Here is a 26,151-nt window from a genome sequence, read left to right as displayed (position 1 = left end):
CCTCCAGACCCCACCTGCCTACTCGATGCGAATCGGCGGACAGAAGTTGCGCGCGGTCGAACGGCCAGTGATTGACTGAGAGCACCCGGTCAGCGGGCAGAATATTTCACCCGTTCGTCATCTGCCGGTAGGGCGACAGCCGTTGGCGCGGGGAAGCGTCTTTCGCATGGAGACCACTACCCGTAGATCCGTACTGAAAGCCGGTCTGCTGACCGCGTCCGCCGCCGCGGGCCTCACCGCCTTCACGTCCAGTCCTGTCGTCGCTGCCCCGGCTGACTTGGGTACGACGCCGCCTGGCCGCCGTGACCCCTTCACCCTCGGGGTGGCCAGTGGCGATCCGTGGCCGGACGGGTTCGTGCTCTGGACCCGCCTCGCGCTCGAGCCGCTCGCGCCGAACGGCCTTGGCGGCATGCCGAATCGGCCGTACCTGGTCCAGTGGCAGGTCGCCACCGACGAGCGCTTCCGGCACGTCGTACGGTCCGGCCTGGTCGCGGCCCGCCCCGAACACGCCCACTCCGTGCACGTCACGGTGGAAGGCCTTCGCCCCGGCCGGGAGTACTGGTACCGCTTCCGCACCGAGGGCCACGTGTCGCGGACCGCGCGGGCGCTGACCGCACCGGCTCGTGGCACCACTCCCGACGCGCTGGCGATGTCGTTCGTCTCGTGCTCGCAGTTCGAGCACGGCTTGTTCACGGCCTACCGGCGGCTCGCGGAGGACCGGCCCGACGTGGTGTTGCATCTGGGCGACTACCAGTACGAGTACACCAAGGGCACGTACGTCGCTCCCGGCGGCAACGTCCGCGATCACGACGGCCCGGAGACGACGGACCTCGCGTCGTACCGGCAGCGCCATGCGCAGTACAAGACGGACCTCGACCTGCAGGAGGCGCACGCGGTCGCGCCGTGGGTCGTGGTGTGGGATGACCACGAGCTCGACAACAACTGGGCCGACGAGGTGCCGGAGAAGCCCGAAGACGGGTTCCTGGCGCGACGGACTGCCGCGTTCCAGGCGTACTACGAGAACATGCCGTTGCGCCGTACGTCGAAGCCGCAGGGCATCGACCTGCAGCTCTACCGGCGGTTGCACTGGGGTGAGCTGGCCACGTTCCACATGCTCGACACCAGGCAGTACCGCGACGACCAGGGTTGCGGGGACGGCTACAAGGACTGCCCGGCGGCGGTCGACCCGGCACGGTCCATCACCGGCGCGGAGCAGGAGAAGTGGCTGCTGGACGGCTTCCGCCAGTCGACCGCTCGCTGGGACGTCATCGGTCAGCAGGTGTTCTTCGCCCAGCGCGACAACAACTCCGGGCCGCTGAAGGTGACGTCGATGGACTCGTGGGACGGGTACGCCGCCTCGCGTGACCGGATCACTCGTGGCTGGGTCGACGCGGGCGTGCGCAACCCGGTCGTGCTGACGGGTGACGTACACGCGCACTGGGCGTCGGACCTGAAGCTCAACTACGACGACCCGACCTCGCGGACTGTCGGGTCGGAGCTGGTCTGCTCGTCGATCACGTCGGGCGGCAATGGCGCTGACTCGGTGTCGGGATCGCATCCGTGGTTGAAGTTCAACCCGCATCTGCGTTTCCAGAACAACCTGCGCGGTTACGTGAACACCACCATCACTCGCGAGTCGCTGGCGGCGGACTTCCGGTGCGTGCCGCAGGTGCGTACGCCGGGCGCGGCCGCCTTCACGCGGGCGTCATTCGCGATCGCGGACCGCGAGCCCGGGCTGCACCAGACCGCCGACCACCCACCCGTTGTGGGTTGATGTCGAGAATCGCCGGTCGGCTCCGTCGTCCCTGGTGCAGGCACTAATCGCATCCAGGGAGGAACACGATGTTGCAGGGTAAGAACGCGATCGTCTTCGGAGCCGGCGGTCCGATGGGAGGTGCGGCCGCGCGAGCCATGGCCGGGCACGGTGCCCGGGTCTGGCTTGCCGGCCGTACCGAGCCCAAGCTCGCCGCTGTCGCTCACGAGATCTTGGCGGCGGGTGGATCGGCCGAGGTTCGGATGGTGGACGTGGATGATCGCGAGGCCGTCGACGCGCTCACGGCGTCTGTCGCGAAGGAGGCGGGGTCGCTGGATATCGCGTTCAACGCGACCCGGACCGAGGCCGTGCAGAACCAGCCACTCGTCGACATGTCGGTGGACGACTTCCTGCTGCCGATCGTGCAGTCGGCCCGGCGGCAGTTCACCACCGCGACGGCGGCCGCGCGGCAGATGACCGCCCAGGGCTCCGGGGTGATCGTCACCCTCACCTCGTCGGCGGCGGGGGAGACCCGGCACGAGATGGGTGGGTTCAGCCTCTCGTGCGCGTCGGTTGAGGCCTTCACTCGCGGTCTGGCCGGTGAGGTCGGCAAGTACGGCGTACGCGTGGTCTGCGTCAAGGCCAACTTCACGCCCGAGACGATTCCCGGCTCCGAGGATGGCGACCTCTCGATGCTTCTCAAGGACACCCTGATCGGACGCCTGCCAAAGCTCGCCGAAGTCGGTGAGACCGTGGCCTTCGCGGCCTCCGATCACGCGGGCGCCATGACCGCCTCAGTCCTCAACCTCACCTGCGGCGCCCTCCCCGACTGAACCGCGGTCAGGTCGCGTTGGTGATGAAGGAGCTGACCAGCTCGGCGTACCGAGTGGGCTCTTCGAAGCGCGGGAAGTGGCCCGATGCCTCGAAGGTGACCACCTCGCCGGACGGCACGTTGGTGCGATAGGCCTCGACCGAGACCGGGTCCGTCGCGAGATCGTCGATGCCCTCGATCAGCAGGCTGGGCTGAGTGAGCTCCTTCAGGCGCCACAGGATCCGACCGCAGTACGCCCCGCTGGTCGGGCGCGATCAGCCGTACGTGCTTGGCTAACAGCTCCGCCTGAAACTGCTGGAAGTGATACCCGCCGCCGTGCCCGTGAATGAACAACAAGGGCGGCCCTTCAACCGGCCCGCACTGCGCCACGAAGAGATTCACGCCATTGATCTGCATTAGTAGGCCTTGCGAATGCGGGCGGCGTACTCCTCGATCTCGCCTTCGGCGTATTTCGTGCGTGGCCAGAAGAAGCCGCGCAGGCCGTCACCCTTGGTTCGCGGTACGACGTGGAGGTGGAGGTGGGGCACGGACTGGGACACGACGTTGTTCATCGCGACGAACGTGCCTTTGGCCTCGACCGCGACACCAAGCGCGGCGGCCGTCGCTTGGCCTGCGGTGAGCAATGGCGTCATGAGTTCCGCGGGCAGCTCGAGCAAAGTGTCGATGTGATCCTTCGTCACGATCAGCACGTGCCCTTTGAAGACCGGGCGGATGTCGAGGAAACCGAGCAGCTCCGGCGTGTCCAGCACGATCGCGGCCGGCGTCTCCCCGGCCACGATCGAGCAGAAGAGACAGCCGTCCTTGCGGGCGGTCACCCGAGTTTCTCGTGCCGGAAGCACCATCGCCACGACTCACCCGGCTCGAAGCTGCGCATCACCGGGTGGCCGACCTCGGCGTAGTGCTTGCTGGCATGCCGCTCCTGCGACGAGTCGCAACAACCGACATGCCCACAGTCGAGGCAGAGTCGCAGGTGCACCCAACTGCCGCCCTCGCGGAGGCACTCCTCACAACCTTCGGGCGTGTTCGGCGTCGTCACGGTCGGTGCCGCGGTCAAGTCCTCGCAGAGTTTCTTGCCGGCGTGGACGGGCGCGCTCAGGTCCTCCGAGCGGCCGCCGACGTCATCGGCTTCGGCGCGATCCAACATGGACTCCTCGATATCGAGCGCGGTCTGCGCGCGTTGAAGGACTTCGTCGGCCACCAGGCCGTTGTCCCGGACTTTCAGAATGTGCGCACGCTCGGCCTGCAGCATGGCCATCCGCAACCGGCGGAAGGTCTCACTCGGCGTCTCGGCCTCGGTCTCCGGTCGGCCGAGCCGCTCCCACGCGGCCAACGTACGAGCTTCGCCGCGCTGTTTCAGCAAGTCGACGACCTGCTGCGGATCGTCCGGCGTGACGACCTTGTCGAGCGCGATCAAGGCCTCGCGATGGGCCCCTTGCAGCACGGCGGCCTCCTGCAGCGCGTCCTCCGCCGGGTCCGGCGCGGGTAGGCGCACCCGCCGGACCAGCCAGGGCAAGGTCGAACCCTGCAGCAGCAACGTGCCTGCGGTGACGACCAGTGCGATGAAGACCAGCACCTCGCGATGCGGTGTCTCCTCGGGCAGGACGAAGACCGCCGCGAGTGTGACCACACCACGCATCCCGGCCCAGGACACCACCGCGATGCCCGGCCAGCTGACCGGCCCGGATCGGGAACTGCCCAGCACCATGCGGCTCGCATACGTGACCGGGAAGATCCAGATCGGCCGCAGCAGGATGACGGCGACGAAGATGCCGACGGTCGCGACGATGATCTGACTGGCCGGCAAAGGGCTCTCGGACAGGTCGTCCAAGATCCATCGAGTCTGCAGACCGATCAACAAGAAGACCAGGTTCTCCAGGAGGAACTGGAAGGTGCGCCAGTTCGTGCGCTCGGAGATCCGCGACGCGGCCGACTGCAGCACCGGCGACTTGTGACCGAGGAACAAACCGCACACCACAACGGCCAGCACTCCCGAGGCGTGCAGCTCCTCCGCCGGGATATAGGCGATGAACGGCGCGGCCAGGCTGAGCGTCGTGTCGAGCACGGGTTCGGTGAACTTGCGCCGGATCCACGCCAGCACGATCGCGATCACCAGGCCGATCAGCACACCTCCGCCGGCGGCCCAGATGAAGTCGACGCTGATCTCGAGAGCTCGCTCATGCCAGGCCACGGTGGCGCCGGCCGCCGCGGCGATGGCGGTCCGCAGCGCGACCAGCGCGGTCGCGTCGTTGACCAGGCTCTCGCCCTCGAGGATGGTCACGATCCGCCGGGGCATGCCGACCTTGCGCGCGATCGACGTGGCGGCGACTGCGTCGGGTGGTGCCACGACCGCGCCGATCGCGAACCCCGCCCAGAGTGGGATCGGCAGCAGCCACCAGGCGACCAGCCCGACCCCGATCGCGGTGAACGCGACCAGGCCGACCGACAGCGTTCCGATCGATCGGCGGTGTGCGCTGAAGTCGAAAAGGCTGGTCCGGATCGCGGCCGCGTAGAGCAGCGGCGGCAGGAAGCCCACCAGCACGACTTCGGGCTCGAGGTGCACGCGCGGCACAAACGGCAGGTACGACGCGGCGACACCCACGACGACCAGCAGCAGTGGCGCGCTGACCCCGAACCGTCGGGCGAGTGCGGCGCACGCCACCACCAGGGAGACGAGAGCAACGATCTCAATGGCGATATGCACTCGCACAGTGTGGCAGGCGGTTCCGACAAAAAATCGCGCTATCCCATTGCCTGTTGCGGATTTGCGTCGTGAGCTAACCTCCGGGACAAGGTTCAGCCGCTCACGCTGGGAGTTGGGACATGCGCGCACAGTTCCGCCGTACGACGATCCATGCTGCGCTCGTGCTCGGGCTGCTCGCCGGTCCCTTGGCCCTACCGTCCGCGGCCGCCGATCCGGTCACGACGACGGGGTGTGTGGACAGCGTGCCCGAGCCGGGATCGACCACGCCGGTCAAGATCTGCTACTCGCTCTTCAAACCGGATGGCGCCAGTGCGGCCGCGACCGTGCCGCTGATCATCCACAGCCACGGTTGGGGTGGCAGCCGTACGACTTCGGCCGCCGCCTTCAAGCCGTACCTGGACGCCGGCTTCGGGGTGCTGAGCTTCGACCAGCGCAGTTTCGGCCAGAGCACCGGCGTCGCCCACGTGATGAACCCGGACTTCGAGGGCCAGGACGTGATCAAGCTGGTCGACCTCATCGCCGGGCTCGATTGGGTGACGAAGCAACGACCTGGTGATCCGCTGATCGGTGCCATCGGCGGTTCGTATGGCGGTGGCTTCCAGTTCGCGGGCGCCTTCACCGAGTTGCGCGACCGCGGCCGGACCAGGTTCGACGCGCTCGCGCCGGAGATCACCTGGAACGATCTGAAGACCAGCCTCGCGCCGGACGAGACGGCTCGGGTGATGTGGATGACGCTGCTCTTCGCGGGCGGAGGTTCGCACCTGCCGCCGGCCGTCTCGTCCGCCTGGCTGACGATTTTGGCGACGGGCCACTGGCCGAGCGGGCAGGTCGGCCGCGAGCTGGACGCGTTCTTCGCGAAGAACGGTCCCGCCTGGCATGTCCAGCAGGACCGCAAACTCGACATTCCCGTGCTGCTCGGCCAAGGGCTGTCCGACAACCTCTTCAACCTGAACGAGGGGGTTGCCAACTTCGAACAGGCGCTGACGCCTCGAGCCCGGAAGAAGAGTCTCTTCGTCGGATACAACGCCGGCCACACGTTGCCGAGCGTGGTGCCGCCCGGCTATGCGACGCCGGGTGACCCATGCTCGATCGCGCTCGGCAGTGCGAACTTCGCGGGCCTGGCTCATCGGTTCTTCTCGCTTAATCTGAAGAACCAGCAGACGGGTCTGACCGGATTCGGCAAGTACCACTTGTCCACCGTGGACGGGCGATGCGTCACGCAATCAACTCTCGTCCGCAATCAGCGGTACGGCGTACAGAAGGTCGTCTCGACCACGCCCGCCGGTCTTCCGATCAACGTGCCAGTGGCGAAGGGACCGATCACCGTGGCCGGCATTCCGCGGCTGAGCGCGCGCGTCAGCACGCTCATGCCGGATGCCGGCGCCTTCTTCGCGTTGAGTGTCGGGACCACCCCGCTGGACGCCAAGGTGATCCAGAACAACACGTTGCCATTGCGCGAGAAGACGCCGGTCCGGAAGGCGTACCGGACTCTCGATCTGCCCGGTATCGCCGTCGACGTGCCGGCGGGGAAGACCCTCTATCTCACGGTCTCGCCCGTCGCCGACATGTACGCCGGGCAGGGCGGCCGGGTGCCGGGTCTGGTCAAACTCGACCACTTGTCGGTGTCGGTCCACCGGGTCCGGTGAGGTGCCGTTGGAGGAACTCGAGTTGGTGCTTCAGCAGGCCTTCCATCGTCGCCGCGTCGGTCGGCATGTGAGTCGCGCCCGACAGCGGTAGCACCTCGTGCGGTTTGCCAGCGGCGAGAAGGGCGGCAGACATCCGCAGCACGTGTGCGGCGATGACGTTGTCGTCCGCGAGGCCGTGGACGAGCAGCAGCGGCCGGGTGAGGTTCGCGGCCTCGTTGATCGGCGAGGTGCGGTCGTAGGCCTCGGGCTCTTCGTCCGGATGACCCTGATACCGCTCCTTCCAGTGCGTGTCGTACAGCCGCTGATCGGTCACGCCCGCACCGGAGATGGCCGCGTGGAAGACATCCGGCCGACGCAGTACGGCGGTCATCGCGAGCGTCCCGCCATAGCTCCAGCCACGGATCGCCACCCGGCCGAGATCGAGGTCCGTGCAGTACTTCGCGGCGGCCTCGAGTGCGATGACCTGGTCTTCCAGTGGCGCGCTGACGACGTCGCCGTGGACGGTCTTTTCCCAGGCAGGCCCGCGTCCCGGCGTACCTCGGCCGTCCGCGACGATCACCGCGTACCCGTTCTCGGCGAACCACTGCGCCTCGAAAAGGTGGCCCGCCCGCGTCGCGAGTTGCATCCCCGATCCGCCGTACGGCGCCATCAGGACGGGCAACGTCGTGCCGGGCTCGTGCCATGACGGCAGCAGTAGGGCCGTCCGGATCTCGGCCGCGCCGGCCCGAAGCCAGGTGATCCGGGGGACCACTACCGGCTGCTCGCGGTATGACGTGATGGTCGCTCCGTTGATGAGGGTCGACGTGGTGCCATCTCGCTCGGTGCGCGAGGTGATCACCAACGCGTCACCCGCACGGACGGCGGTATGGACGCCCGGCTCATCGGTCAAGCGGCGCAGCTCTCCGTCGTACTGCCACACGTGCGTCTCAGTTGGTTCATCGCTCGCCTGGAACAACACGGACTCGCCCTGCACGTCGAGGACGTACCGCACCTGCAGGCCTGGTGGGGTGACGATCTCGCCACCAATGACCAGCCGCCGGGTCTCCGGCTCGTCGACTGTGTGCACTAGCTTCCCGGAGTCCGTACGCGCGGGAGTGCCGGGGATGAGCTCTACCCAGGCCGGATCGGTCTGCTCGTGCAACAAGCTGGTCTGACCGCTACTGGGATCACCTGCCAGCACCTGCCACGTCTGCTGGTTCCGGCTCTGCACACTGAGCAATAGCCCGAACAGATCCCACGACGCGGTCGCTAGATACTCGAATGCCTCGTGATCCCAGTCGACCTCTACCGGCGTCTGGTCGGCTCCGAGCACGTACAGGGAGACCAAGGCATTAGCTGTTCCCGCTGCCGGGTAGGCGATCTCCCGAGGCGGCTTGGCGGGATTGGCGGGGTCCGCGATCCACCAGCGCTGCACGGGAGTTGTGTCCACCCGAGCCGCCAGTAGGCGCGTGCCGTCGGGGGACCACCAGTACCCGCGGTGCCGGTTCATCGACTCGGCGCCGACGTGTTCCGCGAGACCCCACGTGATCTCCGGCCCATCCGGTACGGCGTACGCGATGTCTGTGCCGTCTGCTAGTTCGACCACGCGCAAGGCGCCTTCGCTGACGTAGGCGACCCGCATACCGGTCGGATCCACGCGCGGGTCGATAACCGGCCCGGCCGTCGCCACCTCACGTCGTACGCCATCTTGAAGAACTTCGAGCCGCCCGTTGATCGCATAGGCGACTACGCGCACGTCATCGTCACAGCTGTACGCGACGATGCCACTGGCCCTCTCGCGGGCCCGCTCACGACGTACCTTCTCCGCCTCGGGCACCTCGCCAGCGTCCGAGGGATCGACCAGCAGTTGTTCCTTGTCGCCGTCGTGTTGCCAGAGGCAAGTGGTGGGGTCCTCGCCGTCACGCGTACGCAGGAACAGCACGCGCCGGCCATCGGGGGAGATCGTGAAAGTGCGCGGTACGCCGAGCGTGAAGCGCCGGGTCCGCGCGAGTTGACGGGGAAATGCCTGAATCATGTCCATAAACGAGATCCTTGGCGGTTTAGCAACGCGGGACCGGCCGGGGAGGAGAGGGCTCAACCTGAAATTGGGAGCTGGGAGATGGGCGTTAGAAGGCCTACGTCTCCACTAATAGTTTACCACTCGATCAGCCGCGCCATGTCGAGGTACGGCTTGTACGCCGACAGGAACGGCTCGGCCGTCGCCACGTTCGCCGCGAGCCAGTCGCACGATGCCTGCGCCTGCGCGATGACCTCGGGCGGGTAGTTGTACTTCACCTGATGCTCGGCGAACTCGTCCTCGTCATCGATCTCCACCTCGCCGTCCCAGCGCCGGAGTACGTCCAGATCGAGGTCCACCATCGTGATCAACTCGTCGGACACGAACTCCACTGGCGAAGTGATGTCGCAATAGATCTCGGTCTTGGCCGGCTGCGCGTTGAAGCTCGCCGTGAACCACTTGTCGCGCGGGAACAACACCACGTGCGGCTGCGCCAGAATCACCGCCGGCTCGTCACCCCGCTGGCACACGTTGTCCGCCGGCGCCCCCAGCCAAACCCCGTGCTCATCCTCCCCAAGCCACCCCATCCACTCATGCCAGTGCAACGCCCCATCAAACTTCCGGTAAACCGCCCTAACTCTGCGCACCCCCAAAACCTACCCCCGCCCCCAGTCCACCTTGCCTGTGTTCGTCGCTCCGCGGCGATCGCTTACTGCACGATGCGGCGGCAATCGCCTCGCCCGAGGATCGCAATGCGGTGACGCACCGGCCTGAGAAGCCCGAGGCACTGACAGTCAGCTCGCACCGATGGTGGTGGCGATGTCGCGCGGCAGTGGGTAGGGCCGTTCGGTGGGAAGTTTGGCTCGGGCGGTCTCAGGTCGTCCGGCGGCAATGGCTTGATGGATCTCGTGAACTTGCTCGGTGACGTCGTCGATCTGGACGATCCAGTTGTTGCTGTAGTTAAGGGCTGCGGAGCCGCTGAGGCCGACCTGGAGCGAGCGCCACTGGAGCGGCTCAAGGGCGATGCTGCGTTCGGGGTCCCATTGCACCCGGACCGGACTGACCTCTTTGCGTTCCGCCCAGGTGGCGTGGTCGGGATAGACCTCGGCATCGAAGTGACTGAGGCAGGCGAGGGCGAGGGCTTCTTCGAAACCGGTGCGCGTGGCCTGGATAGCCAGGACGTGTTCTTGGCCCGGCTTGGTGGCCCAGCCTGAGCGATACATCATCCACAGGAACGAGGGCTTGATCCAGGTCATGCGATCGAGCTTGAACGGCGTCCCGGCGAAAGAGTCGTTGGCAGCTGCTGGCGTAGCGATCGCTGCGGAGTAGGCCTGATAGACGGTGATCGTTTCGTCGTCAAAGACCGCCCGAACCTGCCGAGCGGGTGTCCCGTCGAAAGCGCTCAGTCGCCCAACCTCGTCGTGTGGTGGCGTGGGTACTGCTTGAGACATGGCCGTCACCTTAGTTCGCGGATGCGCGACACAACCAGGTACTTCGCGGGAGAGTTCTCCGCATGGAGGAGTGGTGGAGGGTTGTTCTGGTGCCGTGGGTGCGGAGGAGCGTGATGTTCTGGCGGGCGCAGAGCCTGGGGGAGCAGTGGGGGGATCGGGTTACGCGGGCCGCGGCTCGTCCGGGGCGGGCGCATCGGTTGACGTGTCCGAGCTGCGGGGTCAGGGCGTTGGTGCTTCGATATCGGCCGTTTGAGGGCGGCAGTACGGATGACGAGGATGCGTTGCTGCTGCTTTGGTGCAGTAGCTGTCTGACCGGCTACGTGAATAAGGCGCCGGTTCCGCGCGGGGCGACCTGGGTCGAGGGTCGCGACCCGGTGCCGAACTTCACTCTGGCGCCCAGGGACTGACCCTGGGCGCCAGAGTGACGCCAGGCGTTGGAAGGGGGCCGTTGTTGACGCGCGGGATTAGGCGACTAGGCGAGGCTCAACGGCTTTGCGACCCCGACGGCTAGGCGAGGCTTAGCCGCTCTGCGACCCGCGACGACTGGGTGGGGCTCAATCGCTCTGCAAGCCCGAGGACTAGGTGGCGAGGGCTGCGGTTAGGGCGCGGGCTTTGGCTAGGTAGGGCTTGTAGGCGGTGGTGAAGGGTTCGGCGCTGGTGATGTTGGTGGTTACCCAGGCGCAGGCTTGGCGGGCTGTGTCGACGATGTGCGAGGGGTAGTTGTACTTGACCTGGTGGGCTTCGAACTCGTGCTCGTCCATCACTCGCACCGAGCCGTCGCGCATTCGGCGGATGTCGAGGTCCAGGTCGACCGAGGTGACGGTGTTGTCGGCGAACGTCGCGGGAGTGGCGATGTCGCAGTAGATCTCGGTCTCGTGTGGATGGTCGTTGAACAGGGCGCTCCACCATTGGTCGCGCGGGAAGAGCCGCACTCGCGTGTGGTCGACCGCGACCCATTTGCCGTCGCCGCGGCGCGCCTTGTCGCCGGGGACGGAGCCGACCCAAAGACCATGGGTGTCGTGGCCGAGGACGAAGACGTCCATCTGGCGATGCGGCCTGCCGTCGTACTTGCAGAAGAGTGTCCGGACCTTCTCCATGCCGATGACTGTAGGTGACTGGCATCTCACCCGGCGACCAGGACACGACGACTCGTCCGGATAACGGAGACAAGGTGTACGACGCGGGCCATGTCGTACGGCGCGCGTCGGGTTGCGTGAGGAGGGGAGGGGCGGACACGATCGGTCCTCCGAAAGTGTGAGATCTGCGGCCGGGCATGATGGGGGCAGGGATTCATTCGGAAAGGCGCGGTCCCGGACATAGACTCGACCGTTCGAGGTCATGGGCGGTTCGGAGCGAGGCGGAGGAGCTGGATGGGCGTGCTGGAGTCGATCGGCGAACCACGGGACCTGCGGGACCTGACGGATCGGCAACTCGACGACCTGGCCGTGGAGATCCGCGACTTCATGGTCGAGAAGGTCTCGAAGACCGGCGGTCATCTCGGGCCGAACCTGGGCATGGTCGAGATCACCCTGGCGATGCACCGGGTGTTCGACTCGCCGAAGGACCGGCTGATCTACGACACCGGCCACCAGGCGTACGTGCACAAGATCGTCACGGGCCGGGCCAAGGGCTTCGACAACCTCAAGCAGGCCGGCGGCCTCTCGGGATACCCGAGCCAGGCCGAGTCCGAGCACGACATCGTGGAGAACTCGCACGCCTCCACCGCCTTGTCGTATGCGGACGGTCTCGCCAAGGCGTACCGGCTCCGTGGTGAGGACCGCTGTGTCGTCGCGCTGATCGGCGACGGCGGCCTGACCGGCGGTATGGCCTGGGAGGCGCTGAACAACATCGCCGACGCCAAGGACCTCAAACTCGTCATCATCGTGAACGACAACGGCCGGTCGTACAGTCCGACCGTCGGCGGTCTCGCGACGCATCTGGCCGGGCTGCGGACCAACCCGCGCTACGAGAAGATCCTCGACCTGGTGAAGAAGAACCTGGGTCGTACGCCGCTGGTGGGCGCCCCGATGTACGAGGTGCTGCACGGGGTGAAGAAGGGCCTGAAGGACATGCTCGCGCCGCAGGGCATGTTCGAGGATCTCGGCCTGAAGTACGTCGGGCCGATCGACGGGCATGACCGCAACGCGATGGAGGCCGCGCTGACCAAGGCGAAGGCCTTCGGCGGTCCGGTGATCGTGCACGCGGTGACCAAGAAGGGTTTCGGCTACGACGCGGCCGAGATGGACGACGAGGACAACTTCCACTCGCCGGCCGCCTTCGACCCGCTCACCGGCAGGCCGACCAAGGTCAAGGGCCGCGAGTGGACCGACGTGTTCGCCGAGGAACTGGTCGCGATCGGCCATCGCCGGCCGGACGTGGTCGCGATCACCGCGGCGATGCTCTACCCGACCGGTCTGAACAAGTTCTCCGACGCCTTTCCCGAGCGCACGTTCGACGTCGGCATCGCCGAGCAGCATGCCGTCACGAGCGCCGCGGGCCTCGCGATGGGCGGATTGCACCCGGTCGTCGGCCTCTACGCCACCTTCCTGAACCGCGCGTTCGACCAGGTCCTGCTGGATGTCGCGCTGCACAAGTGCGGCGTCACCTTCGTGCTGGACCGCTCCGGCGTGACCGGTAGCGACGGCCCAAGCCACAACGGCATGTGGGACATGTCGATCATGCAGCTTGTGCCGGGCCTGCGCCTGGCCGCGCCCCGCGATGGCGCCCGCCTGGTCGAGCTGCTGAACGAGGCGGTCGACGTGGACGACGCCCCGACCGTGCTGCGTTTCGCCAAGGGTGCCGTCTTCGAGGACATCGACGCGATCGGCCGGGTCGGCGACTGCGACATCCTGGCCGCCACCGGCAAGGACGTGCTGCTGATCGGCGTCGGCTCGATGGCCGCGACCGCGATCGACGTGGCCGAGCGCCTCGGCGCCCAGGGCTTCGGCGTGACCGTGGTGGACCCGCGTTGGGTGAAGCCGGTCGACCCGGCCCTGATCGATCTCGCCCGCGACCACCGATTCGTCGTCACGGTCGAGGACAACGGCCGCGTCGGTGGTTGTGGTGTCGCGATCGCGCAGGTGCTGCGTGACGCCGGGGTGTCCACGCCGATCCGCGACTTCGGCATCCCGCAGCGCTTTCTCGACCACGCGCCACGCCCGACCGTACTGGCCGAGATCGGTCTGACCGGACAGGCACTCGCCCGCGACATCATCGAGATGATCGCCAGCCACGGTGACGGCCCCGCCGAGCAACCCAGTCGACCTGGTACGGCGTCCCGCGGCGCCTCCGGGGCCTGATCCACGAGGCCCGGGCCGTTGACGCCTGACCGGTCGACGCCGCCGGAGTCGACACCGTCTCGGGGGCGACGCACGTCCGGAGCACGTCGGCGGACGCCCCCGCCGCGGCGCCGACGGCCCTGGGTCATCCCGATCGTCATGCTCGTGATGGTGGCGATCGTCGGTGCGGGCGCGGTGTTCTGGCGGTCGTACGACGAGCCCGCGCCGCAGGCGGAGAAGACCCAGCCGGCCGGTCCGCCGCCGGACGTGCAGGCCCGGTCCGCCGAGATCGACCGGGTGCTGATCCGCCGGTCCAAGGCCGTGATGGCGCGGAATGCGGCCCAGTTCGTGGCCGATATCGACCCGGCCGACGCGGAGCTCAAGACCGAGCAGGGCACGCTCTACGACAACCTGGTCCAGTTCGGATTCAGCCGGCTGAGCTACCACCAGAAGCGCGAGCAGTTCGACCAGACGCTCGTCGAACGGCACGGCCCCACGACGTACGCCGTGCAGGTCGTGATGGTCTACCAGATCAAGGGCATCAACCGGCTGCCCGTGCGGACGCTCGTGGGTTACGTGTTCGTGCAGCGTCCGGACGGCAAATGGGTCATCACCGATGACGACGACCTCGACCGATCGCTGCCGCGCGGGTCGCACCACGAGGCGTGGGACGTCGGGCCCGTGCTGGTCGAGCGCGCGCCGCGGGTCCTGGTCGTCGTCGAGCGAGGTCAGTCCGAGCTCGCGTCGAACCTGCTGACCGAGGCGTCCAGCGCGGTGAAAGTGGTGACCAGGCGCTGGCCGGGCGGCTGGATCGGCGCGGGCGTGGTGATCGCGGTGGACGACGAGATCGTGCGTGGTGCCGACTACAGCGTCGAGCGGAACGCCGAGGACGCCCTCGCGATGGCGACCTGGGTCTACCGCACGCTGCCGGGCGAGGTCACGACCGAAGGCGAGCGTGCCGACTCGTACGTGGTGGTCAATCCGCGCAACCGCGACCGCCTCGACACGCGCAGCCTCGCGCACGAATTCACGCACGTCGCCGCGGCCCGGTACGGCGCGCACGCACCGCGGTGGCTGGTCGAGGGCGTCGCGACGTATGTCGAGTATCTGCCGATGGAGGGGGAGCAGGACCTGGCGCTGCCGCAATACCGCGCGATGGTCCGGACGAAGTACCTCTCGAAGGCGGCGGCTTTGCCTGCGGACGCGACGTTTTTCGCTCGTTCGGGGAGTTCGTATCCGCTCAGCTGGCTGGCGGCGGACTACCTGTTCACCAAACACGGTCCGACCGAGGTGGCAACGCTTTACCAGGAGATCGCGGCACTCGGGTTCAGCCAGAACGCGCGTGACCGGATCATGCTGGAACATGTAGGTGTGACCGAGGCGGGGTTGTTCCGGGCACTGAAGACGACACCCGACACGTAGTGCACGCTCCCCAGAACCCCCGCCGTCAAGTAGGGTGGCCGGGCAGTTGACGGGCGGACCGGAGGAAATCGACCCGAAGTGAGTGTCACACCACCCATGGCCGACCCCTCCGGCGGACCAACGACGACCGCCGCGGCAGCCCACGGGCCACGCCGCTGGATCGGCCTGGCGGCCGCGGTCGCGCTCTGCATCGGTGGTGTCGTCTACGCGGTCGAGGATCGCGGTGAAATCCCGCGTGCCACCACCGGCAACCCCCGCCGCTCGCAGGCACCGAGTGCCGCACAGCTCGCCGAGGCAGCACGTCGTACGGCGATCGATGACATCCTGGCCCGTCGCGCGGCCGCGGTCGAGCGTGGTGACGAGAAGGCCTTCCTGCAGGACATCGACCCGAGCGAAGTCGGTCTGCGCCGGGCCCAGCAGATCCTGTTCGCGAATCTGGTCGAGATGGGCTTCCGGCGGCTGGAGTACCAGCAGGCCGAAGAGCGGTTCGACCAGGTCGTCATCAAGAACCACGGCCCCACGGCGTACCTCGTCCGGGTGGTGATGCGCTACCAGATCTCCGGCGTGGACGCCGTTCCGGTGGCGACCGAGCTGGGCTATACGTTCGCCCGCCGGGCCAACAAGTGGTACCTCGTGGACGACAACGATCTCGACCTGGACCTCGGCCCGTCGGCCCATCGCGAGGCGTGGGACCTCGGCCGGATCGAGGTCCACCGCGGCCCGCGCGTTCTCGTGGTGGTGGAGAAGGGCGACACCAAACGCGCCCGGAACATCGTCGACGAGTCGGCCGAGGCCCTGGACGAGGTGAAGGCCTATTGGCCGATGACCTGGACCGGGACCGTGCTGGTCGTCGCGCTGGACGAGACCGAGGTCCGCGACGCGCGTTTCGCCGACGAGGACATCGAGTCGGCCGCGAGTGCCACGTCGACGTTCGCGGAGATGCCCGGCGAGGTGACGGCCGAGGGCAAGATCGGCGGCGCGTACGTCGTGGTCAACCCGGCCGAGCGTGACCGGGTGGACGAGATCCTGCTGTCGCACGAGTTCACGCATATCGCGACGGCTCGGCTCGGCGGGTACGAGCCGCTTTGGTTGGCCGAGGGGGTCGCGGAGTACGTCTCGTGGCGCGGCGTCGAGGCCGTCAGCGGGCCGGAGGAGGTGCGCAAGTGGGAGTCGGACGTGATCACTGAGGCGTTGCCCGGGTTGCAGGCGTTGCCGACCGACGCGGGCTTCTACGACAAGACCGGTGACGTGTACGGCGTGAGCTGGCTGGCCGTCCGCTTCCTGATGAAGGAGGTCGGCATCGAGAAGGTGGCCGAGCTCTACACCGCGATCGCCAAGGACGGCGTAGACCAGGCATCCCGCGACCGCATCCTCACCGCCCAAACCGGCTACACCGAAGCCACCCTCTGGCTAGCCCTGAAGAAGTACGAACCACCCCGCTAACGATCCACCCGCTAACAAACCCCACGGTCGGACGCAGAATGCGGCCCTGTGGACGCCGAGCCCACGGCACCAAGCCCCGAACCGCACACGTACGCGCGAAATTGTGGAAAACCCTCCCGCGAGGTGCCTCCTTGTGCTTGCACACGCGCGACGTAACAAGGCACCTCGCGGGACAGTTATCCCCAGATCGGCCCGGCCGTGTGCAATCTGGTCCCACCTCAGCCACCGTTCGGGTGCGGACGTCAGGCGCGCTGAGCCCTCGCGAGTGGTCGCGTCATGACGGGACCACTCGCTGGCGGAAACCCATGGCACGGTCGGACGCGAAATGCGGCCCTGTGGACGCCGAGCCCACGGCGCTGAGGTCCGAGGCGCACACCTACGGGCGGATTTGTGGAAAGCCCCCCGCGAGGTGCCTCCTTGTGTTTGCACGCGCGCGACGTAACAGGGCACCTCGCGGGAGAGCTATCCCCAGATCGGCCCGCGGGTGTGCACACCACGTCCGATCGTGGAGATGTGGCGGGGAGGTCCGCATTTCGCGTCCGACCGTGAGGGGGTGGTGGGGGAGAGGTCCGCATTTCGCGTCCGACCGTGGGTGGCGGGGTGCGGGTGGCGGCCGGGGTGGGATTGAAGTCGGGTGGCAGGGGGACCCGCGGGCGGGTTTGACCTGGGTGGGTTGACGGTTCAGAGTCGAGGGAGTTTCCGTCGACTTTGGAGGCGTAGATGAGTCTGCTGCGTACGAAGACGATCGAGCAATCGATCGCGGACACCGATGAGCCGGAGTACCAGCTCAAGAAACGCCTCACCGCTCTCGACCTGACCGTATTCGGTATCGGTGTGATCATCGGTGCCGGCATCTTCACGTTGACCGGACGGGCGGCCAAGCAGTTCGCCGGCCCGTCCATCGCGATCTCGTTCGTGCTGGCCGCCATCTGTTGTGGATTGGCGGCCCTTTGTTATGCCGAGTTCTCCTCGACCGTGCCGGTCTCCGGTTCGGCGTACACCTTCTCGTACTTCTCCCTGGGCGAGATCTTCGCCTGGATCATCGGCTGGGACCTGCTGCTCGAGTTGATGCTCGGGGCAAGCGTCGTCGCGCAGGGCTGGTCCGCCTATGCCGAGCTCTTCCTGGAACAGATAGGCCTCAGCTGGCCGGCTTCGATCGGCTCGGAGAGCAACGTCAACCTGCTGGCGATTCTGCTCGTGCTGGTGCTGACCGCGCTGGCGACGGCCGGTATCAAGGAGTCGATGCGGGTCAACCTCGTACTCGTCGCGATCAAGCTGTTCATCGTGCTCTTCGTGATCATCGCGGGCTTCTTCTACGTCAAGGGCTCGAACCTGACGCCGTTCATCCCGCCGAGCGTTCCGGCCGAGTCGGGCAATGTGGAGATCACGACACCGTTGTTCCAGGCGTTGTTCGGGTTCGTGCCGTCGACGTTCGGCGTGAGTGGTCTGATCGCGGGTGCGTCGCTGGTGTTCTTCGCGTTCATCGGCTTCGACGTCGTCGCGACGACCGCGGAAGAGGCGAAGAACCCGCAGCGCGATCTACCCCGCGGCATCCTCGGTTCGCTGGCGATCTGCACCGTGCTGTACGTCCTGGTCTGCGTCGTCATCACCGGTATGCAGAAGTATTCCGACATCTCCACCAGTGCCGCGCTCGCGACCGCCTTCGAGCGGGTCGGGCGGCCGGGCTTCGCCACGTTGATCGCCGCGGGCGCGGTCGCGGGTCTGACGACCGTGGTGCTGACGCTGATCATCGGCGCGACCCGAGTCGTGTTCGCGATGAGCCGCGATCACCTGATGCCGCCGGCTCTCGGCAAGACGCATGCGGTCTGGGGTACGCCGTACCGGCTGACCATCACGATCGGCATCCTGGTCGCGCTCGTCGCCGGTCTGACGCCTATCGGCAAGCTCGAGGAAATGGTCAACATCGGTACGTTGGCCGCGTTCACGGTGGTCTCGATCGCCGTACCGCTGCTGCGTCGCAAGCGTCCGGACATCGAGCGAGCGTTCAAGGTCCCGCTCAACCCGGTGCTGCCGATCCTCTCGGCCCTGATCTGCGTCTACCTGATGCTCAACCTGTCGATCGAGACCTGGCTCCGCTTCGCCGTCTGGATGGCGCTCGGCTTCGTCGTCTACTTCCTCTACGGCTACAAGCGAAGCCGCGTCGGCCGCGAAGAAACCGAACACCGCAACATCCCGGCATAAAAGACGCTGGGGGTCGGAGCGGGCTTCCGGCGCCGCACCGACCCCCAGCGGTAGGGGGAACCGCTGGCCCCGCTAGAGGCCTACGGTCGGGAATACGTCAGGCCAGGCCGGCCACGCCCTTGGGCAGGAAACGCTTGCCGGTGACCTTCTCGGCGATACCCGAGCGGTCCAGGTACGGCGTGATGCCGCCGAGGTGGAACGGCCAGCCGGCACCGAGGGCCATGCAGAGGTCGATGTCCTGCGCTTCCGCGACAACACCTTCGTCGAGCATGATCCGGATCTCCTCGGCCAACGCCGAGAGGACCCGGGCGCGGAGCTCTTCGGCCGTAGACGGCGTGGAGCCGACCGTGACGAGCGCCTCGACCTCCGGGTCCACCGACGGCTTGCCCTCGGCGCTCCAGATGTAGAACGAGCTCTTGCCCGCGGCAACGACCTTCGCGAGGTTCTCCGACACGGCGTAGCGCGAAGGGTAAGCCTTGTGCATCGTCTCCGCGACGTGCAACGCGACCGGCAGACCGACGAGCTGCAGCAGTACGAACGGCGGCATCGGCAGACCAAGGGCCATCAGCGCCTTATCCGCCTCCGGCACCGGCGTACCCTCGTCCACCGCTGCGCTGACCTCACCGAGGAAGCGCGTCAGCAGCCGGTTCACGACGAACGCAGGCGCGTCCTTCACCAGCACGCACGATTTCTTCAGGCCCTTACCAACAGCGAACGCCGTCGCGAGCGTGGCGTCGTCGGTCTGCGCAGCCCGGATGATCTCGAGCAGCGGCAGCACCGCGACCGGGTTGAAGAAGTGGAACCCGACAACCCGCTCCGGGTGCTCCAGATCGGCCGCCATGTCCGTGATCGACAGCGACGAGGTATTCGTCGCGAGGATCGCGTCCGGCCGGATGATCTTCTCCAGGTCCGCGAAGATCGACTTCTTCAGCGCGAGCTCCTCGAACACCGCCTCGATCACGAAGTCGGCATCCGCGAACACCTGCCGGTCGACGGAACCCGAAACCAGCGCCTTGAGCTGATTCGCCTTGTCAGCCCTGATACGACCCTTACCAAGCAGCTTGTCGATCTCGCCATGCACATACCCGACACCACGGTCGACGCGCTCCTGGTCGAGGTCCGTCAGCACAACGGGCACCTCGAGCCGACGCGCGAACAGCAGCGCGAGCTGGCCCGCCATCAGACCCGCACCAACCACGCCGACCTTGCTGATCGGACGGGCGAGCGACTTGTCCGGCGCACCCGCGGGCCGCTTGGCGCGCTTGTTCACCAGGTCGAACGTGTACAGCCCGCTGCGCAGTTCCTCGCTCATGATGAGGTCGGCGAGCGCCTCGTCCTCGGCGGCGAAACCACGGTCGCGATCGTTGTCCTTGGCGGCCGCGATCAGCTCCAGGGCCCGGTACGGCGCGGGCGCCGCGCCGCTGACCTTGGCGTCCGCGAAACCCTTGCCTCGGGCAACAGCCGCATCCCACGCGTCCCCACGGTCGATCTCAGGCCGCTCGACGACAACCTCACCCTTGAGCACCTTCGAGGCCCAGAGCAGCGACTGCTCGAGGAAGTCGACCGGCTCCAGCAACACGTCGCCGATGCCGAGCTTCACGGCAGCCGGCCCACTGAGCATCTTGTTCTGGTTGAGCGCGTTCTCCACGATGACCGTGACGGCCTTGTCGGCACCGATCAGGTTCGGCAGCAGGAAGTTGCCGCCCCAACCCGGGATCAGGCCAAGGAACACCTCGGGCGTCGACAGCATGCCCGCCGCGGCCGAGATGGTCCGGTACGTCGCGTGCAGCGCGACCTCGAGACCGCCACCGAGCGCCACCCCGTTCACGAAGGCGAACGACGGCTTGCCACCATCGACCAGCTTGCGCATCACGCCATGGCCGATCCGGCCCAGGTTGAGCGCCTGCTCGCGGTCGACGAGCTTCGGCACGCCGGTGAGGTCCGCGCCGGCCGCGAGGATGAACGGCTTACCGGTGATACCGATCGCCTTCACCTCGTCGCGCGCCAGCGCCGCCTCGATCGCGGTGTTGAGGTTGGCCAGCCCCTTCGGGCCGAAGGTGTTCGGCTTGGTGTGGTCGTGGCCGTTGTCGAGCGTGATCAGCGCGAGAATGCCGGCACCACCGGGCAGGACGACGTCCCGCGACGGGGCGAGCGTGACGACCTCGTCGGTCTCGATCGCGACGGCCTCGTCGATCAGGTTCTGCAGGTCGGTCATGCCTTGTTCCCCTCGAAGTTCGGGTTCTCCCAGATCACGGTGCCGCCCATACCGAGGCCCACGCACATCGTGGTCAGGCCGTACCGGACGTCGGGGCGCTGCTCGAACTGCTTCGCCAGCTGCACCATCAGCCGCACGCCGGACGAGGCCAGCGGGTGCCCGAAGGCGATCGCGCCGCCGTACGGGTTGACGCGGCTGTCGTCGTCGGCGATGCCGTAGTGCTCGAGGAAGGCCAGCACCTGTACGGCGAACGCCTCGTTCACCTCGAACGCCTGGATGTCGTCGATCGTCAGACCCGCGAGCTTGAGGGCCTTCTCGGTCGCGGGGACCGGGCCGATCCCCATCACCTCGGGCTCGACGCCCGCCCAGCCGTACGACACGAGCTTCATCTTCGGCTTCAAACCGAGCTCTTCGCAGGCGTCAGCGGAGGCGATGATCGAAGCGGTCGCGCCGTCGTTGATACCGGCCGAGTTGCCGGCGGTGATCCGGCCATGCGGGCGGAACGGCGTCTTCAAAGCAGCAAGGGACTCGAGCGTGGTGCCGGGGCGCATCGGCTCGTCAAACGTCGCGAGACCCCAGCCCTGCTCGGCGGAGCGGATCGCGATCGGCACCAGGTCCGGCTGGATGATGTCGTTGGCGTACGCCTTCGCGGCCTTCTCCTGCGAGGCCACCGCGAACGCGTCGGTGCGGGCCTTCGTGATGCTGGGGTAGCGGTCGTGCAGGTTCTCCGCGGTCGAGCCCATCACCAGGGCCGACGGGTCGACCAGCTTCTCGGCGATGATGCGCGGGTTCGGGTCGACGCCCTCGCCCATCGGGTGGCGGCCCATGTGCTCGACGCCACCGGCCACGGCCACGTCGTACGCGCCGAAGGCGATCCCGGACGCGGCGGTGGTGACGGCGGTCATCGCGCCGGCGCACATCCGGTCGATGGCGTAACCGGGCGTGGTCTTCGGCAGGCCGGCCAGCAGCGCGGCGGTCCGGCCGATGGTCAGGCCCTGGTCGCCGATCTGGGTGGTGGCCGCGATCGCCACCTCGTCCACGCGCTCCGGCGGCAGCGACGGGTTACGCCGCAGCAGCTCTCGGATGCACTTGATCACCAGGTCGTCGGCGCGCGTCTCGGCGTACTGGCCCTTGGCCTTGCCGAACGGGGTGCGCACACCGTCGACGAACACGACATCGCGGATCTCTCGGGGCACAAGGCCCTCCTCGTCTGAACGGGTGGGAAGCAGGCCCCAGGCTACCCGTCGGTAACACCTAAGCCAAAGTAGCGCCGCCTGTGCCGCTGCTCACAACCCGATTGGGACAAGAGATGGCGTGCGGACGGGATCGAGCGCATTCTGATTTGAGGAGAACCTCTTTGGAGTGCCTCATGAACAACTTTGATCTGGCCATGCCGATGTTGTCGCGTGGCAAGCACCGGAACCCCCGCAAAGGGGCGTGCTTCATGGAGTTCGCGTCGTACCTGGCGGGGGAGCCGTGGTCGGACCACCCCTCCTGTACGCACCCGCTGCTCGCGGCTGTCGCCCGAGACGTGAACGACTGCACGACAGACGCCAACCGCAACCGCCTCGCACCGCTGATCCCCTCGGTGATCGGCCTGACCGCGGACGACCCGCGGCTCTCGGCCCGCATCACCACGAAGACGTTGTGGATCGCCCTGCCCGTCGTGTCGCAGGAGCGCCAGCACATCCTTGCCGTGGCCCTGCTCGTCTCGGAGCAACTGCTCGCGGAGCTTGAGGGCAGACCGGCGAACAGCATGCAACCGAAGTCCGCCTCGGCGCTGGCGCAAGTGCCGGCGGCAGCGCGTTGGGCCCGGTCCTTCACGGCACGCCCGCACCGGGGCAGGCCGGACTACACCAAGCGGACGGCGCCACGGGCGATCGCCTGCGCGGTGGAAGGTATCGCCCAGGCCTGCATCCCGAACCCGGATGACCTGCTGTACGACGTACTCGCGGGCGCCATTGCCGAGTGCGAGGCCCTGCGGAAGCCGGCACCCGTGCGCGCCCCACGTCACCAGGAGTCGCCGGTTCGTGGTTGAGCCGGGTAGCGCCGTACGCTGCCAGCATGGGCTCTGACGCGGCTGCCAGCACGGTTATCGGCATCGAGACGGAGTCGGGCAGCATGCCGGCTCGCCTTTGGCTGCCACCTTCCGGGGCCGGCCCAGGGCTCTTGCTGCTGCAGGAGATCTTCGGCATCTCGCCGTACATCCGTGCCCGCGCTGCCGACTTGGCAGCCCTGGGGTACGTCGTACTCGCGCCTGAGGTCTACTGGCGCCTGGACGACGCCACCGTGGACGAGAATGCGCCTGATCTCCTGGAGAAGGCTCTGGGCCTCGTCTCCCGGCTGGACTGGCCTACCGCCGTCACGGACTCAGCTGCCGCGTTAGACCAGCTACGCCTGCGGCCCGAGATCACTGGTGGTGTTGGGCTGATCGGGTTCTGCTTCGGCGGTGGGCTCGCGTTCAACGTGGCGGCCGTCACCTCACCGGACGTACTGGTGAGCTACTACGGCTCTGCCCTGCCGAACCTGCTTGACCTCGCACCGCAGGTCACGGCGCCCAGCCTGCACCACTTCGGCACAGCCGACGCGTACATCGACCAGGAGACGGTCGAGCGGATTCGCACGGCCGTGACCGGTAACCCCGCTACCGAGTTCGTGCTGTACGACGGCGCGGGTCATGCGTTCGACAACACCTTGCCCGACTTCCACCACCCAGAGGCATCTCGAGAGTCGTGGGCTCGGACTACCGACTTCCTGGCGAAACACCTACCCCTCAACTGAATTGGATTTATCGATGACCTTGTACGACATCCCGGTGCAGACGCTCACTGGTGAGGACGCCAGCTTGACCGACTACCAGGGCAAGGCGCTGCTCGTGGTTAACGTGGCCTCGAAGTGCGGCGCCACCCCGCAGTACAACGGCCTTGAGCGCCTGCAGCAGCAGTACGCCGAGCGGGGCTTCACCGTGCTTGGTGTGCCGTGCAACCAGTTCGGCGGCCAAGAGCCGGGTACTGCCGAGGAGATCGCCACCTTCTGCTCGACGACCTACGGCGTGAGCTTCCCGCTGCTGGCGAAGGCCGACGTCAACGGCCCGGACCGCAGCCCGCTGTTCGCCGAGCTGACTCAGGCGGCTGACGCGAGTGGCGAGGCCGGCGACGTCCGCTGGAACTTCGAGAAGTTCGTCGTCTCCCCGGCCGGCGAGGTAGTGGCGCGCTTCCGCACGAAGACCGACCCGGAGTCGCCCGAGGTCACCGCCGCGATCGAGTCCAACCTGCCTGCCTGACACCGATGACCGTCTGACGCCAGGCTGGCGTCAGACGGTTGGGTCGGCCGGCGGTGGTTCGGTAGCGAGGGCGTCGGTCAGGGTCTCCGCGGTCAGGGCGACCTGCCAGGTGCGTGCGCCGTGGGCGCGGAGGAAGTCGGTGACCGCGGCCAAGTCGGCGTCGGCCGGTGGGGACCAGGCGAGGCGGCGAATCGTGTCGGGGGAGAGCAGGTTCTCCGTGGGGAGACGATGCTGCTCGGCGATCTCGCTCACACTCGCGCGCGCTGCGGACAACCGTGCGGCGGCGTCCGGATCGCGATCGGCCCACGCCCGGGCGGGCGGCGGTCCGTCGTACCGGGCGCCTTGTTTGGGTAGCTCGGTATCGGGCAGCCGGCGGGCGTGATCGACCGCCTCCCACCAGATCCGCATGTGCCGATGCGCGCCACGCCCCTTGAACGCGGTGAGGCGCTGCAGGGTGTCGCGATCAGCCGGCACGGCCGCGGCCGCCTCGACGATCGCGGAGTCCGGCAGGATCCGGCCCGGCGAGATGTCGGCCTTGGCGGCGATCTGGTCGCGCGCCTCCCACAACGCCCGCACGACGGCCAGACCGCGCCGGTTGCGGATGCGGTGCATACCGGAAGTACGGCGCCAGGGATCCGGCTTCGGCTCCTTCGGCGGAGCGTCGAGGATCGCGGCGAACTCCTGCTGAGCCCATTCCCACTTGCCGTCGCGGCGCAGCTCGGTCTCGATGGCGTCGCGCAGTTCGATCAGCATCTCGACGTCGAGCGCGGCGTACACCAGCCAGGGCGCGGGTAACGGCCGGGTCGACCAGTCGGCGGCCGAGTGCTCCTTGCGCATCCGGTAGCCGAGGACCTCGCTCACGAGTGAGGCCAGCCCGACCTTCGGGTAGCCGAGCAGCCGGCCGGCGAGTTCGGTGTCGAAGATCGCGCGCGGCACCATGCCGACCTCGGCCAGGCAGGCCAGGTCCTGGTTGGCGGCGTGAATGATCCACTCGGCGTCGATGATCGCGTCGCCCAGCGCCGAGAGGTCGCCGAAGGGGATCGGGTCCACCAGCACGGAGCCGGAGCCTTCGCGCCGCAGCTGCACCAGGTACGCACGATGGGAGTAGCGATAGCCGGACGCGCGCTCGGCGTCGACGGCGACCGGGCCACTGCCACCGCGGAAGGCCTCGATCACCTCGGCCAGCTCGCGCGGGGTCTCGATCACCTCGGAGAGACCGTCGCGGAGCTCCAGCAGCGGCTGATCAGGGGTCAGGTCCTCGGCCGGCGTCTCCGGTCCGGGGGCGGCGAGGGTTGCCGGTTCGTTGTCGGCCTGGCTCATCGGCCCCGCTGACCGCGCCGGGTCGGCATCGCGACCACCCCCGGCGGAACCGGCGGCAACCCGGCCGCCGTACACAGAACGTCACCCCACGCCTCGACATGCGAGGTCACGTCGACCACCTCGCCCGGGCCGGCGTCCACGCTCCAGGACGCACGGATCTCGATCTCCGCCGTCGCGTCGTCATCGGCCATACCGCCGAAACTCTCAGATACCACGCGGGTGACCGTACCGCTCGGGGCCAGGTAGTGCGCACCGTGGTCCGCCAGCGCCTCCATCAGCCAGGTCCAGCCGACGCCGCCGAGCAGCGCGTCGGTGACCATCTCGGGCTCGACCGCGGCCCGGACGTAGGCGACACAGCGGAAAGTCGATTGCCAGGCGTCGTTGCCGGCCGGGTCGTAGAGCAGCACCAGCCGGCCGGTGGCGACATCGTCACCATCGACGGTCACATCGGCACTGACCGCGGCCGCATGCGGGGCTATCCGCTGCGGCGCGGGCATCTCTTCGACGAACACCTCGGACCGGAACCGCGCCCCGCGCAGCTGCGTCAGAGCCTCGGCGAACTCGGCGGGGGGCGCGTCGACCTGCTTGCGGGCACCCATGCTTCGCAGC

20 protein-coding genes and 1 pseudogene are annotated in these 26,151 nt (G+C 67.6%); 10 read left to right on the top strand and 11 right to left on the bottom strand.

Annotated features, from left to right (window positions below):
- Positions 1–166: 166 nt before the first annotated feature.
- Together OG394_RS08635 and OG394_RS08630 are read left to right on the top strand one after the other, a co-directional pair.
- A complete protein-coding gene (locus OG394_RS08635; protein ID WP_328994523.1) occupies positions 167–1,774 on the top strand; it encodes an alkaline phosphatase D family protein in 1,608 nt (535 codons plus the stop codon).
- A gap of 68 nt (positions 1,775–1,842) precedes the next feature.
- Positions 1,843–2,586 carry an SDR family NAD(P)-dependent oxidoreductase gene (locus OG394_RS08630; protein ID WP_328994522.1) on the top strand — a complete coding sequence of 248 codons (744 nt, stop codon included), beginning with the start codon at positions 1,843–1,845 and terminating at the stop codon, positions 2,584–2,586.
- Positions 2,587–2,813: 227 nt separating this feature from the next.
- Here the strand turns inward: OG394_RS08630 and OG394_RS40040 are convergent.
- From OG394_RS40040 to OG394_RS08620, 3 genes and pseudogenes are all read right to left on the bottom strand, one after another.
- A pseudogene (locus OG394_RS40040) lies at positions 2,814–2,981 on the bottom strand (alpha/beta fold hydrolase); the annotation flags it as partial.
- Positions 2,981–3,400 carry an HIT family protein gene (locus OG394_RS08625; protein WP_328994521.1) on the bottom strand — a complete coding sequence of 140 codons (420 nt, stop codon included), beginning with the start codon at positions 3,398–3,400 and terminating at the stop codon, positions 2,981–2,983. The gene OG394_RS08625 and the pseudogene OG394_RS40040, both read right to left, overlap by 1 nt.
- On the bottom strand, positions 3,397–5,286 hold the full coding sequence (locus OG394_RS08620) for a Na+/H+ antiporter (RefSeq protein ID WP_328994520.1): 1,890 nt from the start codon (positions 5,284–5,286) through the stop codon (positions 3,397–3,399). The genes OG394_RS08625 and OG394_RS08620 overlap by 4 nt, the downstream gene beginning before the upstream one ends.
- Positions 5,287–5,405: 119 nt before the next feature.
- Between OG394_RS08620 and OG394_RS08615 the strand changes: the two genes are divergently transcribed.
- On the top strand, positions 5,406–6,932 hold the full coding sequence (locus OG394_RS08615; protein ID WP_328994519.1) for an alpha/beta hydrolase: 1,527 nt from the start codon (positions 5,406–5,408) through the stop codon (positions 6,930–6,932).
- Here the strand turns inward: OG394_RS08615 and OG394_RS08610 are convergent.
- The 4 genes from OG394_RS08610 to OG394_RS08595 all read right to left on the bottom strand — a co-directional run bounded on the left by OG394_RS08610 (position 6,889) and on the right by OG394_RS08595 (position 11,476).
- Positions 6,889–8,952: a S9 family peptidase gene (locus OG394_RS08610; RefSeq protein WP_328994518.1), complete on the bottom strand. Its 2,064-nt coding sequence runs from the start codon at positions 8,950–8,952 to the stop codon at positions 6,889–6,891. The two genes, OG394_RS08615 and OG394_RS08610, sit on opposite strands and share 44 nt — an antisense overlap.
- A gap of 113 nt (positions 8,953–9,065) precedes the next feature.
- Entirely contained in the window at positions 9,066–9,515 is a 450-nt protein-coding gene (locus OG394_RS08605) for a DUF402 domain-containing protein (protein WP_328994517.1), read from the bottom strand.
- Between the two features lie 207 nt (positions 9,516–9,722).
- The gene (locus tag OG394_RS08600; protein WP_328994516.1) at positions 9,723–10,379 is read right to left on the bottom strand and encodes a DUF4291 domain-containing protein; all 657 of its coding nucleotides are present in this window, start codon (positions 10,377–10,379) and stop codon (positions 9,723–9,725) included.
- A gap of 578 nt (positions 10,380–10,957) precedes the next feature.
- Complete coding sequence (locus OG394_RS08595) at positions 10,958–11,476, bottom strand: DUF402 domain-containing protein (protein ID WP_328994515.1); 519 nt, start codon at positions 11,474–11,476, stop codon at positions 10,958–10,960.
- Between the two features lie 273 nt (positions 11,477–11,749).
- Here OG394_RS08595 and dxs point away from each other — a divergent pair, with 273 nt between their 5' ends.
- The 4 genes from dxs (at position 11,750) to OG394_RS08575 (ending at position 18,724) form a co-directional block, all read left to right on the top strand.
- Positions 11,750–13,678 (top strand): 1-deoxy-D-xylulose-5-phosphate synthase, encoded by a 1,929-nt coding sequence (gene dxs / locus OG394_RS08590; protein ID WP_328994514.1) that lies wholly within the window; start codon positions 11,750–11,752, stop codon positions 13,676–13,678.
- Positions 13,679–13,816: 138 nt separating this feature from the next.
- On the top strand, positions 13,817–15,079 hold the full coding sequence (locus tag OG394_RS08585) for a hypothetical protein (RefSeq protein WP_328994513.1): 1,263 nt from the start codon (positions 13,817–13,819) through the stop codon (positions 15,077–15,079).
- A 78-nt stretch (positions 15,080–15,157) separates the two neighbouring features.
- Positions 15,158–16,522: a hypothetical protein gene (locus OG394_RS08580; protein ID WP_328994512.1), complete on the top strand. Its 1,365-nt coding sequence runs from the start codon at positions 15,158–15,160 to the stop codon at positions 16,520–16,522.
- A gap of 720 nt (positions 16,523–17,242) precedes the next feature.
- A complete protein-coding gene (locus tag OG394_RS08575) occupies positions 17,243–18,724 on the top strand; it encodes an amino acid permease (protein WP_328994511.1) in 1,482 nt (493 codons plus the stop codon).
- 97 nt (positions 18,725–18,821) lie between these two features.
- Here OG394_RS08575 and OG394_RS08570 read toward each other — a convergent pair whose 3' ends face one another.
- Both OG394_RS08570 and OG394_RS08565 read right to left on the bottom strand, forming a co-directional pair.
- Positions 18,822–20,939: a 3-hydroxyacyl-CoA dehydrogenase NAD-binding domain-containing protein gene (locus tag OG394_RS08570; RefSeq protein ID WP_328994510.1), complete on the bottom strand. Its 2,118-nt coding sequence runs from the start codon at positions 20,937–20,939 to the stop codon at positions 18,822–18,824.
- Positions 20,936–22,135 carry a thiolase family protein gene (locus OG394_RS08565; RefSeq protein ID WP_328994509.1) on the bottom strand — a complete coding sequence of 400 codons (1,200 nt, stop codon included), beginning with the start codon at positions 22,133–22,135 and terminating at the stop codon, positions 20,936–20,938. The genes OG394_RS08570 and OG394_RS08565 overlap by 4 nt, the downstream gene beginning before the upstream one ends.
- 173 nt (positions 22,136–22,308) lie before the next feature.
- On the opposite strand from OG394_RS08565, the gene OG394_RS08560 reads away from it, so the two are divergent.
- The 3 genes from OG394_RS08560 to OG394_RS08550 are packed head-to-tail and all read left to right on the top strand — an operon-like array spanning position 22,309 to position 24,222.
- Complete coding sequence (locus tag OG394_RS08560; RefSeq protein ID WP_328994508.1) at positions 22,309–22,977, top strand: hypothetical protein; 669 nt, start codon at positions 22,309–22,311, stop codon at positions 22,975–22,977.
- 26 nt (positions 22,978–23,003) lie between these two features.
- Positions 23,004–23,720, top strand: a complete 717-nt coding sequence (locus OG394_RS08555) for a dienelactone hydrolase family protein (RefSeq protein ID WP_328994507.1) — start codon at positions 23,004–23,006, stop codon at positions 23,718–23,720.
- A 13-nt stretch (positions 23,721–23,733) separates the two neighbouring features.
- A complete protein-coding gene (locus tag OG394_RS08550) occupies positions 23,734–24,222 on the top strand; it encodes a glutathione peroxidase (RefSeq protein ID WP_328994506.1) in 489 nt (162 codons plus the stop codon).
- Positions 24,223–24,252: 30 nt separating this feature from the next.
- Here the strand turns inward: OG394_RS08550 and OG394_RS08545 are convergent, their stop codons facing one another.
- Together OG394_RS08545 and OG394_RS08540 are read right to left on the bottom strand one after the other, a co-directional pair.
- Positions 24,253–25,542 (bottom strand): ribonuclease D, encoded by a 1,290-nt coding sequence (locus tag OG394_RS08545; protein WP_328994505.1) that lies wholly within the window; start codon positions 25,540–25,542, stop codon positions 24,253–24,255.
- On the bottom strand, positions 25,539–26,141 hold the full coding sequence (locus tag OG394_RS08540) for a DUF3000 domain-containing protein (RefSeq protein ID WP_328994504.1): 603 nt from the start codon (positions 26,139–26,141) through the stop codon (positions 25,539–25,541). Before OG394_RS08540 ends, OG394_RS08545 begins: the two co-directional genes overlap by 4 nt.
- Between the last annotated feature and the right edge of the window lie 10 nt (positions 26,142–26,151).

Origin of the sequence: Kribbella sp. NBC_01245 (assembly GCF_036226525.1) — a bacterium.
Lineage (GTDB): Bacteria > Actinomycetota > Actinomycetes > Propionibacteriales > Kribbellaceae > Kribbella.
The sequence above is the reverse complement of the archived record's forward strand: the minus strand, read 5'-3'. Positions and strand labels throughout refer to the sequence as shown.

What these genes read in the sequence shown, in the direction of transcription:
- OG394_RS08540 (WP_328994504.1), bottom strand. Translation starts at nt 26,141, where the DNA reads ATGGGTGCCCGCAAGCAGGTCGACGCGCCCCCCGCCGAGTTCGCCGAG.
- OG394_RS08545 (WP_328994505.1), bottom strand. Translation starts at nt 25,542, where the DNA reads ATGAGCCAGGCCGACAACGAACCGGCAACCCTCGCCGCCCCCGGACCG.
- OG394_RS08605 (WP_328994517.1), bottom strand. Translation starts at nt 9,515, where the DNA reads ATGGGGTGGCTTGGGGAGGATGAGCACGGGGTTTGGCTGGGGGCGCCG.
- dxs (WP_328994514.1), top strand. Translation starts at nt 11,750, where the DNA reads ATGGGCGTGCTGGAGTCGATCGGCGAACCACGGGACCTGCGGGACCTG.
- OG394_RS08570 (WP_328994510.1), bottom strand. Translation starts at nt 20,939, where the DNA reads ATGACCGACCTGCAGAACCTGATCGACGAGGCCGTCGCGATCGAGACC.
- OG394_RS08635 (WP_328994523.1), top strand. Translation starts at nt 167, where the DNA reads ATGGAGACCACTACCCGTAGATCCGTACTGAAAGCCGGTCTGCTGACC.
- OG394_RS08595 (WP_328994515.1), bottom strand. Translation starts at nt 11,476, where the DNA reads ATGGAGAAGGTCCGGACACTCTTCTGCAAGTACGACGGCAGGCCGCAT.
- OG394_RS08610 (WP_328994518.1), bottom strand. Translation starts at nt 8,952, where the DNA reads ATGGACATGATTCAGGCATTTCCCCGTCAACTCGCGCGGACCCGGCGC.
- OG394_RS08600 (WP_328994516.1), bottom strand. Translation starts at nt 10,379, where the DNA reads ATGTCTCAAGCAGTACCCACGCCACCACACGACGAGGTTGGGCGACTG.
- OG394_RS08630 (WP_328994522.1), top strand. Translation starts at nt 1,843, where the DNA reads ATGTTGCAGGGTAAGAACGCGATCGTCTTCGGAGCCGGCGGTCCGATG.
- OG394_RS08585 (WP_328994513.1), top strand. Translation starts at nt 13,817, where the DNA reads ATGCTCGTGATGGTGGCGATCGTCGGTGCGGGCGCGGTGTTCTGGCGG.
- OG394_RS08615 (WP_328994519.1), top strand. Translation starts at nt 5,406, where the DNA reads ATGCGCGCACAGTTCCGCCGTACGACGATCCATGCTGCGCTCGTGCTC.
- OG394_RS08560 (WP_328994508.1), top strand. Translation starts at nt 22,309, where the DNA reads ATGAACAACTTTGATCTGGCCATGCCGATGTTGTCGCGTGGCAAGCAC.
- OG394_RS08550 (WP_328994506.1), top strand. Translation starts at nt 23,734, where the DNA reads ATGACCTTGTACGACATCCCGGTGCAGACGCTCACTGGTGAGGACGCC.
- OG394_RS08555 (WP_328994507.1), top strand. Translation starts at nt 23,004, where the DNA reads ATGGGCTCTGACGCGGCTGCCAGCACGGTTATCGGCATCGAGACGGAG.
- OG394_RS08575 (WP_328994511.1), top strand. Translation starts at nt 17,243, where the DNA reads ATGAGTCTGCTGCGTACGAAGACGATCGAGCAATCGATCGCGGACACC.